The sequence below is a fragment of the Alistipes megaguti genome, from assembly GCF_944320325.1.
Classification (GTDB): Bacteria; Bacteroidota; Bacteroidia; order Bacteroidales; family Rikenellaceae; genus Alistipes; species Alistipes megaguti.
Genome location: NZ_CALUHA010000045.1, coordinates 1 through 13,988, shown reverse-complemented (window position 1 = coordinate 13,988; position 13,988 = coordinate 1). Strand labels below are relative to the sequence as shown.

At 61.3% G+C, this 13,988-nt stretch carries 10 protein-coding genes; 3 read left to right on the top strand and 7 right to left on the bottom strand.

Going from position 1 to position 13,988, the window contains the following annotated elements:
- The first annotated feature begins 157 nt into the window (after positions 1 to 157).
- The gene (locus tag PUQ42_RS09660; RefSeq protein ID WP_273373277.1) at positions 158 to 1,471 is read left to right on the top strand and encodes an MATE family efflux transporter; all 1,314 of its coding nucleotides are present in this window, start codon (positions 158 to 160) and stop codon (positions 1,469 to 1,471) included.
- Positions 1,472 to 1,478: 7 nt separating this feature from the next.
- Here the strand turns inward: PUQ42_RS09660 and PUQ42_RS09655 are convergent, their stop codons facing one another.
- The 7 genes from PUQ42_RS09655 to uxaC form a co-directional block, all read right to left on the bottom strand.
- Positions 1,479 to 2,483, bottom strand: coding sequence for a pectinesterase family protein (locus PUQ42_RS09655; protein ID WP_122121254.1), 1,005 nt, complete (start codon positions 2,481 to 2,483; stop codon positions 1,479 to 1,481).
- Between the two features lie 162 nt (positions 2,484 to 2,645).
- Positions 2,646 to 4,136, bottom strand: coding sequence for a UxaA family hydrolase (locus tag PUQ42_RS09650; RefSeq protein ID WP_273373274.1), 1,491 nt, complete (start codon positions 4,134 to 4,136; stop codon positions 2,646 to 2,648).
- 161 nt (positions 4,137 to 4,297) lie between these two features.
- Positions 4,298 to 5,755: a tagaturonate reductase gene (locus PUQ42_RS09645; protein ID WP_273373272.1), complete on the bottom strand. Its 1,458-nt coding sequence runs from the start codon at positions 5,753 to 5,755 to the stop codon at positions 4,298 to 4,300.
- 80 nt (positions 5,756 to 5,835) lie between these two features.
- On the bottom strand, positions 5,836 to 7,260 hold the full coding sequence (locus PUQ42_RS09640; protein ID WP_143256489.1) for an MFS transporter: 1,425 nt from the start codon (positions 7,258 to 7,260) through the stop codon (positions 5,836 to 5,838).
- A gap of 401 nt (positions 7,261 to 7,661) precedes the next feature.
- Positions 7,662 to 8,333 (bottom strand): bifunctional 4-hydroxy-2-oxoglutarate aldolase/2-dehydro-3-deoxy-phosphogluconate aldolase, encoded by a 672-nt coding sequence (locus PUQ42_RS09635; protein WP_087311463.1) that lies wholly within the window; start codon positions 8,331 to 8,333, stop codon positions 7,662 to 7,664.
- A 76-nt stretch (positions 8,334 to 8,409) separates the two neighbouring features.
- On the bottom strand, positions 8,410 to 9,429 hold the full coding sequence (locus PUQ42_RS09630) for a sugar kinase (protein WP_087311462.1): 1,020 nt from the start codon (positions 9,427 to 9,429) through the stop codon (positions 8,410 to 8,412).
- 18 nt (positions 9,430 to 9,447) lie between these two features.
- Entirely contained in the window at positions 9,448 to 10,860 is a 1,413-nt protein-coding gene (gene uxaC, locus PUQ42_RS09625; protein ID WP_087404407.1) for a glucuronate isomerase, read from the bottom strand.
- 210 nt (positions 10,861 to 11,070) lie between these two features.
- Here uxaC and PUQ42_RS09620 point away from each other — a divergent pair, with 210 nt between their 5' ends.
- Together PUQ42_RS09620 and PUQ42_RS09615 are read left to right on the top strand one after the other, a co-directional pair.
- Complete coding sequence (locus tag PUQ42_RS09620; protein WP_232009229.1) at positions 11,071 to 12,198, top strand: DUF4861 family protein; 1,128 nt, start codon at positions 11,071 to 11,073, stop codon at positions 12,196 to 12,198.
- A gap of 441 nt (positions 12,199 to 12,639) precedes the next feature.
- On the top strand, positions 12,640 to 13,686 hold the full coding sequence (locus tag PUQ42_RS09615; protein WP_273373266.1) for a sugar kinase: 1,047 nt from the start codon (positions 12,640 to 12,642) through the stop codon (positions 13,684 to 13,686).
- Positions 13,687 to 13,988 lie beyond the last annotated feature (302 nt).

Genomic DNA, 13,988 nt, shown 5'->3' with positions numbered 1-13,988 from the left:
ATCTTTCATGTTCGTATCTTCTATAAGATGAATTTGCGCGGCAAAGGTAATCCATTTTTCCGGATTCCAACACATTGCATGCCCGAAATCGAGAAAAAGTCGCCGTCGCCCGAAAATTCGCCGTTTTTGCCTTATCTTTGCACCCGTCATGCAACGAATGAACCGCGACATATTGCGTCTGGCGCTGCCGAACATCGTCTCGAACATCACCGTACCCCTGATGGGCATCGTCTCGACGGCCATCGCCGGACACTGGGGCGAGGACTCCGCCGCGACGATCGGCGCGCTGGCCATCGGCGTGTCGATCTTCAACTTCATCTACTGGAACTGCTCGTTCGTGCGCATGGGCACCAGCGGACTGACGGCCCAGGCCTACGGCGCCGGCAACTACGCCGAATGCACCAACATGCTGGCCCGGGCCCTGGCCGTGGCGGCCGTCATGGGGGTTTTGATGCTGGCGCTGCAGTACCCGCTGGGCGAACTGGCCCTGTGGGCCATGAACGGCGGCGAGATGACCCGCGCCTACTTCTACACGCGCATCTGGGCCGTGCCGGCCGGCATCCTGCTCTTCGGCTTCAACGGCTGGTTCACCGGCATGCAGAACGCCCTCTTCCCGATGGTGACGGCCGTCACGGTCAACGTGATCCACCTTGGGTGCAGCCTCTTCTTCGCCTTCGGTCTCGATCTGGGCATCGTCGGTATCGCCTGGGCCTCGGTGGTGGCGCAATGGTGCGGCGTGGCCCTTTCGACCCTACTGCTCGTGGCCCGTTACCGGCGGCTGCTGACCGCCGTACGCTGGTCGGAGGTCGTCGACCTGCAGCCGCTGCGTCGCTTCTTCCGCATCAACCGCGACATCATCCTGCGCACGCTCTGCATCGTGTCCGTCTATACCTTCTTCACCGGCGCCTCGGCCCGCATGGAGGACCACACGCTGCTGGCCGTCAACGCGCTGCTGCTGGAACTCTTCACCCTCTTTTCGTACATGAACGACGGCTTTGCCTACGCCGCCGAGGCCCTCACCGGCCGCTTTATCGGCGCCCGCGACCGACAGTCGCTTGGCCAGAGCATGCACCGCTGTCTGGTGTGGGGAACGGTGATTGCCGCCCTGTTCGTGGGGATCTACCTCATCTGGTGGCGCGATCTGGTGGGGCTCTTCGTCGACCACTCGGCATCGAACGCGGCGCAGATCGTCGAGCTGGCAGGCCGCTACATCGTCTGGATCATCCTGATCCCCGTGGCCTCGGCCCTGCCCTTCATCATGGACGGCATCATGGTGGGCGCCACCGAGACGCGCATCATGCGCAACTCGATGTTCTGGGCCACGGCGGCCTACTTTGCCATCTTCTACGCCCTGCGGCCGTGGATCGGCAACAATGCTCTCTGGCTGGCCTTCACGCTCTACATGCTCCTGCGCGGGGCGTTCCAGTACATCATGACGCACCGCCTGCGCACGATCCTTGAAAAGGCCTGACCCCGGCTCAGTCTCCCTTCATCCAGGTCTCCTCCAGCAACGGATTCCAGTCGCGGCGGAACTGCTCCGACCCGGTCTTCTTGGCGAAAATCCGCTCCGGAGTGTAGAACGCCGCCTCCTCGTCCGTGAGTTCGCACGACCACGCGACACGCCCCCGGCGGTCGGCTCCCGGCCCCGTACAGCGGTACTCGGCGTAGTAGACATCGCCCTTGCGGGCCGAGTCGTGCCAGTCGCGCCACCCTTCGGGACAGATCGCCGCCGGCAGTTCGCAGCGGATCCACACCGTGCGGGCGGTCGATTTCCAGGGGCGGCCCAGGTAGAGACGCCCTACCGAGGTGTCGGCCGTCACCCGGCAATCGCGGAAGACATAGCCGTAGAGGTTGCGCTCGGTGGTCGAGGCGGCAGTCAGAAAGCTGTCGGCCTTGCCGTGGATCCGGCAGCGGTCGAAAAGGACGATCGAGGGGCCGAAGATGAAGTCCGTCGTCCCTTCGATCCACGAGTCGGTGACCCAGATGCGCGACACGTACCCCTTGGTGAAGAAGGTGTCCTGATCGCCCACCAGGCGGCAGCGGTTGATGTGAATGCGGTCGCCGCGGGTCTCGAGGGCCACGGCCTGCCCGACGCGCCCGGCATCGTTCTCGACAGTCAGCCCCTCGAGGATCACGTCGTCGGCCTGCAGCGAAAGGGTCCACGTGTCGTAGGTCGACATCTCGTAGCCGTCGACCACGCGCCCCGAAAAGTCGTTCCAGACGATGCGCACCTCCTCCGCACCACCCACACCGACGATCCGCACGCAATTCTTGTAGACGTCCAACGTCACCTTTTCGCGGTACGTGCCGGGCAGGATGCGGACGGTGCGCCAGCCGTCGGGTTTCGAGGGCAGGGCGTCGAGGCACTCCTGCACGGTACGGAAGTCACCTCCACCATTGCAGTCGACCGTATAAACGGGCTCTTCGGCAAAGGCCCGGACCGCGAAAAGAGAACAAAAAGCAAAAAGAGTCAGCAATTTCATAGTTCGCATCCATCTTGTTTCACATCTGCTGTCCAAAACCGCCCCCCCCCTTCTCGCTCGGAGGGGGCTTGCGGGAGGGTCAGATTTGCATACGACGCCGCAGGCGGCAGGCAACAACCGGAAGAAAGCCATTACCGGCCAATCCCGGAAAACCACAAATCCCTACAACGTTACGCCCGACTTGAAGATGGCGATCTCCTTGAAGCCCGTACGCTCGTGCTTGAGGTGTTCGCCGTCGGCCGTGGCGAGGACCTTGTCGATCAGCCGTTCCAGCACGGCGTGGGGCTCCTCGTCCTCGACGAGCGTGCCGGCGTTGAAGTCGATCCAGTTCGACTTGAACTGCGCGAGCGGCGTGTTGGTCGCAATCTTCATCGTCGGGACGAACGACCCGAAGGGCGTGCCGCGCCCCGTGGTGAACAGCACCATCTGACACCCCGAAAGGGCCAGTGCCGAGGCGGCCACCAAGTCGTTGCCCGGTGCCTGCAACAGGTTCAGCCCCTGACGGACGATCGGCTGCGCATAGCCCAGCACGTCGACCACCGGTTGTGCACCCCCCTTCTGCACACACCCCAACGACTTCTCCTCGAGGGTCGTGATGCCGCCCTTCTTGTTTCCGGGCGAGGGATTTTCGTAGATCGGCTGGTCGTAGCGGCGGAAGTAGTCTTTGAAGTCGTTGATCAGATGGACCGTCTCGTCAAAGACCGTACGGTCCGTGGCGCGGTCCATCAGAATGGTCTCGGCGCCGAACATTTCGGGCACCTCCGTCAGCACGGTCGTGCCGCCCTGCGCCACCAGCCAGTCGGAGAACAGCCCCACCAGCGGATTGGCCGTGATACCCGAAAAGCCGTCCGAACCGCCGCACTTCAGTCCCACCTTCAGATACGACAGCGGCAACGGCTGGCGTCGGTCTTCGCGGGTTTTCTCGACCAGCTCGCGGCAAATCTCGAAACCCGTCTCGACTTCGTCCTCGACCTCCTGCGCAATGAGAAATTTCACGCGCTCGTCGTCCCACTCGCCGATCTCCTCCCGAAGGGCCGAGACCTGGTTGTTCTCGCACCCGAGACCCAGCACCAGCACCGCACCCGCATTCGGATGCTTCACCAGGCGGGCCAGCGCCCGGCGCGTATTGGCGTGATCGTCGCCCAGTTGCGAACAGCCGTAATTGTGCGTATAGACGCGCACGTCGTCCAGATGCGAGCAGTCGCACTCGCGGCGCACCCGCTCGGCAATGGCCTGCGTCTGCCCGTTGACACACCCCACCGATGGCACGATCCACAGCTCGTTGCGGATACCCATCTGCCCGTTGCGGCGCAGATAGCCCTGCACGCGCAGGTCGTCGCGTTTCGGGATCGCGAGCGGATAGACCCGCGGCGTATAGGTGTACGAGAGGTCGTCGCAGAGGTTGGTCTTCAGGTTGTGCGAGTGGATCCACTCCCCGGCGGCCACCGGCCGCGTGACGTGACCGATCGGATAGCCGTACTTGATGACATTCTCCCCCTCGGCCAGATCCCGCAGGGCGAACTTGTGGCCCCGGGCCACCGCCTCGCGGAGTGTCACCTCGCAGCCGTCGATCTGCAGATGCTCGCCCGCGGCGAGATCCGCCAGCGCCACGGCCACATTGTCCGCGGCATTGATTTTCAGAAAACGTTTCATATCATCCTGCGCTGAAAAAGACGAAACCGGAGCCTCTGCCGGCTTCCCGGTTCAGACGCCCGCCCTGCGCGACACCGCATCTGCGGCATTCGCTGAGGGTCCGTGGCCTCCCGGCACTCCGACACGCCTCCGGCTTCGCCTCTCGGATTAGACGCTGCTTGTTACTTGTTCAGGAACTTCTCAAGGGCCCCCTTCATGCCCAGCGACTCGATGTCGGCCACATACCCGGCCACGGCCTCGACAAATCCCGGCACCTCCGAGAAATCGACCGTGAAGATGCCGCTCTCGTGCACGATCTTGCGGATCGTCCCCACGAAGTCCTCCGAATTCCAGTTCGTACGGATGTAGTCGACAAACTCCTTCGTGTCGTCGGGTTCGAAACCGCTCTTCGGGCCGTACAGCGCCATCAGCGCCGCAAAGGTGAAGCACTCGCGCTGAGCCAGCTTCCCGGCCTTGAACCAGTTGTCCTTGACGGTCGGATAGTTGCGCGCCTCCCACTTCGACAACGAGTTGAGCGAGATCGACCGCAGCATGTGCTTGATGAAGGGGTTGTAGAAACGCTCGAGAATCCCGGCGGCGAACTTCTTCAGCTCCTCCTGATCCTCGTCGATCATCGGGATCACCTCCTGGGCGACCATCTCGTTGATGAAGCGCTCGATCGACGGCGTGTTGAAAGCATCCATCACCGTCTCGCAGCCCATCTGCAGGGCGATGGGCACCATGCCCGTGTGCGAACCGTTCAGAATGCGGACCTTCTTGTCGCGGAACTGCTTGATCGAGGGCATGAAGATGACGTGCAGGCCGGCCTTGTCCAGCGGCAGCACCTTCTGCACCTCCTTGTAACCCTCGCCGCCGATAGCCCACAGGTGGTACAGCTCGGCCTTGACCACAAGGTTGTCGTTGTAGCCGATCTCCTCCTTGATTTCGTTGATCGTGTCGCGCGGGAAGCCAGGCACGATGCGGTCGACCAGCGTGTCGCAGAAGTGGCAGTTGCGCTCCACCCAGTCGATGAAGTCGGCCCCCAGGCCGTTGTACATCGCATGGCGGATCACATACTCGTGCAACGTCGAGCCGTTGTTCTCGATCAGCTCGCAGCAGATGATGCACAGCCCCTTCGTCGGATCGCCGTTGAAGTGCTTGAAGCGCTTGTACAGCAGTGCGGTCATCTTCGCCGGATAGGACTTCGGCGGACGAGCCACCAGATCGTCACCCTCCTCGTAGCGGATACCCGCCTCGGTGGTGTTCGAGATGGTGATCTTCAGGTCGGGCGAGAGGAAGTAGCGCTCGTACTTCTCGTAGTCGACATACGGATTGAACGAATCCATGACGCTCTTCACCAGACGGATGTCCTTCTTGGGCTGGCGGTTCTCGATACCCTCCAGATAGACGTGGTAGAGGTTGTCCTGCTTGTTGAGCAGGTCGATCATCCCCAGTACCTTGTGCTCGGGATCGAGGATCGGCTGGCAGATGGCCACGCCGGAGTTCATGACACCCTTCTCGTTGGCGATGTCGATCTGCCAGTCGACGAAGGCACGCAGGAAGTTTCCTTCTCCAAACTGAAGGATGTGAACGGGGCGGTCGACCTTCTCAACGGTCGACCTATTCAATTCCTTAATCATTGTTTTTCAGAATTTTGGATTCCGGAAGGGCCGACGGTGAAATTCGATCTTTCCTCCACTGCCGGCCCGGAATCCGTCCGTTATTCGATTACGATGGGCTTGTATTTCGGAACGAGCGTCTTCATGACGATCCAGCCGACGAGATAGGCCACGGCGCAGATGCAGAAGACCACGAAATAACCGGCCGGCTTGCCCTCGAAGCCCATGAACTGCATGCCGGTCTCATCGGCGTGCACGAAGAGCCATCCGGCAAACCACTGCAGGATCATCGACCCCACACCGCCGGCCATGCCGCCGATACCCGTTACCGTTGCGATGGCCGATTTGGGGAACATGTCGCCCACCGTGGAGAAGATGTTGGCCGACCACGACTGGTGAGCCGCTCCGCCGATACCGATCAGAATGATCGGGAACCAGGGCGAGATGGTGCCCAGCGGCTGGGCCAGCAGTACCAGCAGCGGGAAGAAGGCGAAGATCAGCATCGCACGCATACGCGCCGCATAGGGGTTCAGACCCGTCTTGTTGATGATGATCGTCGGGAGTTTGCCGCCGTAGATCGACAGCATCGTGATGGCGTAGAGCGTGAAGATCAGCGCCACGCCCAGCCCCTCGGACATCTTGATGCCGAACTGCGAATTCAGATACGACGGGGTCCAGAAGAGGAAGAACCACCACACGCCGTCGGTCATGAACTTGCCGAAGGCGAAAGCCCAGGTCTGCTTGAAGCTCAGCGTCTTCCAGAACGAGATCTTCTCGGTCTCCTGCTCCTGGTCAATCTTTTCACCGTCGACCACTTCGTGCTTGTCCTGCTCGATGTACTCCAGTTCGGCGGCATTGACGCGGGGCTGCTCCGAGGGCTTCTTGTAGAGGAAAACCCAGAAGCCCATCCAGATGAAGCCCAGCGCACCGATGACGATGAAGGCCAGCTCCCAGCCCCAGGCCTTGGCCAGCAGCGGAATGGTCAGCGGGGCGAACAGCGCACCGATCGAGGCGCCGGCATTGAAGATCGAGGTGGCGTAGGCACGGTCCTTCTTCGGGAAGTACTCGGCCGTCACCTTGATGGCGGCGGGGAAGTTGCCGGCCTCACCCAGAGCCAGGATGCAGCGTGCGGCGATGAAGAAGTACATGCTCACCATGGCGATCGTGGCGGCTACGGCCGATCCGGTCTCCACGGCAACCAGCGCCGCACGGTTGGGCAGTCCGACCCACGCCTCGGTAGCCACTCCGCACAGAGCGTGGGCACAGGCTCCGGCCGACCATACGCCAATGGCCCACAGGTAGCCCTTCTTGGTGCCCATCCAGTCGATGAAGCGGCCGGCAAAGAGCATGCAGATGGCGTAAACGATCGAGAAGATGGAGGTAATCAGACCATAGTGGTACTCGTTCCAGTGGAATTCGGGTTTGATGAACTCGTCCCACGTCAACGAAAGCACCTGACGGTCGAGGTAGTTGACGGTCGTCGCGAAGAAGAGCATCGCACAGATCACCCAGCGATACTGCGTCATCTTCCCGGCGAAGGTAGATTTGTTGTTGTCAGTCATTTATCCGGTTTTTAAAGTAGTGTCAGGGGTAAGGTTCGGTAAAAACCGGCTGAACGTCTCCGGCGGTGATTGGGGACACCGCCGGAGCGTCATTCAGCGGGGGAAAATTCAGCGATGGATTGACCGCCAGCGGCGGCCTGACCATTGCGAGGAAGAGGCATTCATACACTTGAAGAGGAGCCACCCGCTCACGGACCCGACAGGGCTTTCAGAGGTAGTTCGGCCCGGGCTCGGCGGCAGGTCAACACCCGCACCGCTCAAGCCACCCACCTACGGACCCGACTGGGCCTTCAGACGTGGATCCGACCCGGGCTCGGCGGCAGGTCAACACCCGCACCGCTCAAGCCACCCGCCCCACCGGGGAATCAACCGCGCGTGGCGGCGATGACACCCAGGGCGAAACGGCACTTCTCGGTGATGGCCTTCCAGTCCTTCGCGGCGATCACATCCTTGGGGAAGAGCTGCGAGCCCATGCCCACGCAGAAGACTCCGGCCTTGAACCAGGCCGTAAGGTTCTCCTCCGTCGGCTCGACGGCACCCGTAGCCATGATGTTCGACCACGGCAGCGGAGCCTTGACGTTCTTGACGAACGACGGGCCGCCGACGTTGCCTGCCGGGAAGACCTTCGTCAGATCGCAACCCAGCTCCTGGGCGATGCCGATCTCCGTTACCGAACCGCAGCCCGGCGTATAGGGCACCAGGTGACGGTTGCAGACCTTGGCCACCTCGGGGTTCAGGTAGGGACCCACGACGAAGTTGGCGCCGTACTGGATGTACATGGCAGCCGTCGGAGCATCGACGATCGTGCCGACACCCATCACCATTTCGGGGCACTCCCTGGCGGCGAACTTGATCACCTCGATGAAGACCTCCGAGGCGAAGTCGCCGCGGTTCGTGAACTCGAAGGCGCGCACACCACCCTCATAGCAGGCCTTGACGACCTGTTTGGCGATTTCGGCGTCCGCGTGGTAGAAGACGGGGACCATGCCGGTCTTGGCGATGGCCTCCATGACTTGCATTTTAGAAAAACGTGCCATTTTCAGAATCTGTTTTTATCGAAACGGGCGGAGGAGCGGATTTTGTCGACCCCTCCCCGCACCCTGCATGGTTTCATTAACGCTGTACGCGACCGTTTGCGTTGCCGCCGGCCAGCGACTCGACCTCCTCAACCGAGACGAGGTTGAAGTCGCCGTTGATCGTGTGCTTGAGAGCCGAAGCGGCTACGGCGAACTCCAGCGCCTCGCCTTGCGTCGGCTTGGTCAGCAGGCCGTGGATGATGCCGCCCGAGAACGAGTCGCCGCCACCCACGCGGTCGATGATCGGGTTGATATCGTAGTGCTTCGACTCGTAGAACTCCTTGCCGTTGTAGATCATGGCCTTCCAGCCGTTGTGCGTGGCCGAGTAGGACTCGCGCAGCGTCGAAACGACATACTTGAAACCGAACGTCTCGGCCATCTGGCGGAAGATGCCCTTGTAGCCCTCGGCGTTGGTCTCACCGCCCTCGACATCGGCGTCGGGTTTGAAGCCCAGGCACAGCTCGGCGTCCTCCTCGTTGCCGATGCAAACGTCGACGTACTGCATCAGCGGCTTCATGATCGACTGGGCCTTCTCCTTGGTCCAGAGCTTCTTGCGGAAGTTCAGGTCAACCGATACCGTGACACCGTGACGCTTGGCGGCCTCGCAGGCCAGGCGCGTCAGCTCGGCAGCCTTGTCCGAGATGGCCGGCGTGATGCCCGACCAGTGGAACCAGTCGGCACCCTCCATAATTGCATCGAAGTCGAAATCCTGAGGATCGGCCTCGGCGATGGCCGAGTGGGCGCGGTCGTAGATCACCTTCGAGGGGCGCATCGAGGCTCCGGTTTCGAGGTAGTAGATACCCACGCGATCGCCGCCGCGGGCAATATAGTCGGTCTTGACGCCATACTTGCGCAGGGCGTTGACGGCCGACTGACCGATTTCATGCTTCGGGAGTTTCGTCACGAAGTAGGCATCGTGGCCGTAGTTGGCGCACGATACGGCCACGTTGGCCTCGCCGCCGCCGTAGACGACGTCGAACGAATCGGATTGTACGAAACGGGTGTTCCCGGGCGTCGAGAGACGCAGCATGATTTCACCTAAAGTTACGATTTTCATTGTCTTTCCCTATATTGGTTAGAATTTGAAGAAGTTTTTCGCATTGCGGTAGCAGATGCCCTCGACGATCTCGCGACCGATGAAGTCGATCTCCGAGGCGGGGAGCAGACCCTGCTCGATATCGTTGCCCAGCAGATTGCACAGCGTGCGGCGGAAATACTCGTGGCGCGGATAGGAGAGGAACGAACGCGAGTCGGTCAGCATGCCGACGAAGCGGCTCAGCAGTCCCAGCGTCGAGAGGGCGTTCATCTGCTTCTCCATGCCGTCCTTCTGGTCGAGGAACCACCACCCCGATCCAAACTGGATCTTCCCGGCGCCGTAGCGGCCGTCCTGGAAGTTGCCGAGCATCGTGGCGACCAATTCGTTGTCGCGCGGATTGAGGTTGTAGATGATCGTGCGGGTCAGCTTGTCGCGGCTGTCGAGCATGTCGAAGAACTTCGACATGGACTTGGCCACCGTGAAGTCGCCGATCGAGTCGAAGCCCGTATCGGGGCCCAGCCGGGCGAACATGCGCGAGTTGTTGTTACGGATGGCGCCGTAGTGGAACTGCTGTGTCCAGCCCGTCTCGTGGTCCATGACGGCGAACTCGACCAGCATGGCGGTCTTGTACTTGCGGATCTCCGCGGGCGTCAGCTCCTGACCGCCGTACACCTTATTAAAGATGGCATCGATCTCCGGCTGGGTATAATCCTCGGCGTAGAACTCCTCGATGCCGTGATCCGACAGACGGCAGCCCACCGACTCGAAGAACTTGTGCCGCACGCGCAGGGCGTCGATCACATCGGCGAACTTCGAGATCGAGACCCCCGAGACGTCGGAGAGCTTCTCGATGTAGGCCCGGAAACCGGCCGGCGACTCGACGGCCATCGCCTTGTCGGGGCGCCACGTCGGGAGCATCCGCACGGCGAAGCCCTCGTCGCGCACCTTGATATGGTTTTCGAGCGAGTCGACCGGATCGTCCGTCGTGCAGACCACCTCGACGTTGTAGCGCTGCATCAGGCCGCGGGCATAGTACTCGGGCTGCTGCAGGAGGGCCGTACAGTGGTCGTAGATCTCGCGGGCGGTCGAGGGGTTGAGCAGCTTCGTGACCCCGAAGGCGGTCTTCAGCTCGAGATGCGTCCAGTGGTAGAGCGGGTTGCGCATCGTGTAGGGGACCGTTTCGGCCCACTTTTCGAACTTCTCCCAGTCCGTAGTGTCCTTGCCCGTGCAGTAGCGCTCCTCGACACCGTTCGTACGCATGGCGCGCCACTTGTAGTGGTCGCCCTCGAGCCAGATCTTCGAAAGGTTCTCGAAGCGGTGGTTCGAAGCCACGTATTCGGGGCTCAGATGGCAGTGGTAGTCGATGATGGGCTGCTTGGCTGCGTGTTCGTGATAAAGCCGCTGCGCCGTCTCGGTCTGCAACAGGAAATTCTCGTCGTTGAACTGTTTCATCGTTTTATGCTATATTCCGTTTAAAAGTCCATGGAATGGAACGAAGCTCCAGAAAATCGTCCCTTTTCACCATGTAAAATTAGCAACTTTCCGTCAGACACAATACGAAAAATCACCAAATTAAATAGAATATTTGCCATTTTGGTTGACCAAAGTACGGAAAAATTGTAAATTTGCCAAACCTAACATCGAAAAAACTTCAGTAAACGTATGATGAGAAACTCGATCTTCGGAGCGGCTGCCCTGCTGGCCGCCTCCTGTACTCCGGCACTGAACGTCGAAGTGACGAACAACACCCAACTCGAACGCGATGACGAGACCGTCGAAATCGCCTGGTCGGAGGTCGCCGTCCTCAAGGGCGTGACGCCCGAAAACGTCGTCGTGCTGGACGACGAACGGGAGCAAATCCCCTCGCAGGTACTCTACCGCGGTGAGGCCGAACCGCAGGCGCTGATCTTCCAGACCGACGCCGACGCCATGCAGACCAAACGCTTCCGCATCACCACCGGAACGCGTGAGGCCTATCCGACCGAAGCCTACGGCCGTCAGGTTCCCGAGCGCTACGACGACTACGCCTGGGAGAACAACAAGGTGGCCTACCGCCTCTACGGTCCGGCCCTGGAGACCTCGCCCGAAAAGCTCGTCACGCCGGGTATCGACGTCTGGGTGAAGTGCACCGACAAACTGGTCATCGACGAGTGGTATGCCAAGGGTGACTACCACCACAACTACGGCGACGGCATGGACTGCTACAAGGTGGGCGTGACGCTCGGCTCGGGGGCTTCGGTACCCTTCGTCGACGGCAAGTTCTGGTTCATGGACCACAACTACGCCACGGCCCGTACGCTGGACAACGGTCCGATCCGCACGACCGTCGAGCTGACCTATGCCCCGTTCGACGTCAACGGCACGCAGGTATCGCTCGTGAAGACCATCTCGCTCGACGCCAACCAGCGCTTCAACCGCATGGACAACCTCTACGAGGGTGAGTTCACCGAGATGCCCGTCGCCGCCGGATTCGTGCGCCACGACGTGAAGCAGCTGACCAACGGCGACGACTGGATGGGCATGTGCGAAGCGGCTTCGGATTCGAAGGATCCCGTGCGCGACGGCGACATCTACCTGGGAGTGATCCTGCCGGGCGGCGAGATGATGCCCGACACGCTGGGTCATGCCGTAGCGGTCAAGAATGTGAAATCGGGCCAGACGCTGACCTACTATGCCGGTTCGGGCTGGAGCCAGGGCGGTGTCGACGACATGAACGAGTGGATCGAGGAGATCACCGCAGCCAACGCTGCCGCCACGCAGCCCCTGCAGGTAACCATCGTCAAGAAATAGGGCTCCGCTGCGGAGTCCATCCGAACACCCCGGGCAAACAACTGTCCGGGGTTTGTTTTGCCGCTACCCGCCCCGGCCGACACCACGACGACCTCTCCGTCACGGCATATCCTGCACCCCCCCCTCTCTCACCTTCCCGACAGACACGCCACGACAACCTCTCCGTCCCGGGATGTTCCGCAGCCGACCTCTCTCACACCCTCCCCGACCAAAAAGTTTCCGTCAAAAGTTCCCCCCGGCCAAACAATCTGTTCGCTTTTTCCGTATCTTTGTCGAAACCGAGATGACCCCACGGAGCAATCGACAGGCCCGCCCCCGGCAACCGTCGCCCGGCATCCGATTCCTCCGGCGACCGGCTGCAGCGAGATATTCCCCGGCCGCCAGCCGGTCCGAAGACTCCGAACTCCTCCCGGCCCAGGTATCGACTCAAGAACAACCAACATGGATAACAAGAAAATCGTCACTTTCGGAGAGATCATGCTGCGGCTCACGCCGCCCGACAACCTGCGCTTCAACCAGACGAAGCTCTTCCGCGCCAGCTACGGCGGCAGCGAAGCCAACGTGGCCGTCTCGCTGGCCAACTACGGTCTGCGGAGCGAATTCGTCACCTGCGTGCCGGCCAACCGCATTGCCGACGCCTGTCTGGACGATCTGCGCAGTTACGGGGTGGAGACCTCCCACGTACTGCGCCGCGGACAGCGGCTGGGCCTCTACTACATGGAGGAGGCTGCGGCGATGCGCTCGTCGCAGGTGGTCTACGACCGGGCCGGCTCGTCGTTCGACGCGCTGCAGCCGGGGCAGATCGACTGGGCGTCGCTCTTTGCCGATGCCGCCTGGTTCCACTGGTCGGGGATCTCGGCCGCCGTGAGCGCCTCGACGGCCGAGGTGTGCGCCGAGGCCATTGCCGCAGCCCGTCGGGCGGGGCTCGTCGTCTCGTGCGACCTGAACTACCGCAAGAACCTCTGGCAGTACGGCAAGACGGTACAGGAGGTGCTGCCGCCGCTGATGGCGCAGTGCGACTTCTTCTTCGGCACGGACGACGAATACGAAAAGATCCTCGGCATCCGGCTTCCGAAATTCGAGGCCCGCGACTCGGCCTACCAACCCGATGCCAAGGGTTACGAAGCGGCTTCGCAGCAGGTGGCCGAACGTTTCCCGCTGTGCCGGGGCATTGTCTTCGGACTGCGCAACGTCCTGAGTGCCAACCACCACCTGATCTCCGGAACGCTCTACACCGGAGGCCGGCTCTTCACGTCGCGCGTCTATGACATCGACTGCGTGGTGGACTGCGTTGGCGTGGGCGACGCCTTTGTCGGCGGGCTGATCTACGGACTGGCCGAACACGCCGGGGACATGCAGTTTGCGCTGGACTTCGGTACGGCGGCCTGCGCCATCAAGAATACGGTTCCGGGCGACTACAGCCAGTTCACGGTCGAGGAGACGGCCCAACTGGCCCGCGGTCCGGTCAACGCCCGCATCGCCCGATAGAGACCGCGAATACCACGGAAAGACCGCGAAACACCGCGGAGAGACCGCAAACACCGCGGAGAGACCGCAAACACCGCGGAGAGACCGCAAACACCGCGGAGAGACCGCAAACACCGCGGAGAGACCGGAGCACAGAGTATATAACCGATGTTCCGGCAATGCGCACAACCGACCGCTTCACACACTCTCACTCACCACACACCACACAAAAAGCCCGGCTCCTTCGGGGAAGGGGGCTTTTTTGAAACTTATAAGCGTTATTTTATAAGTTTTTGATAGATAAAGTGTTAGGTTGTTGAAGA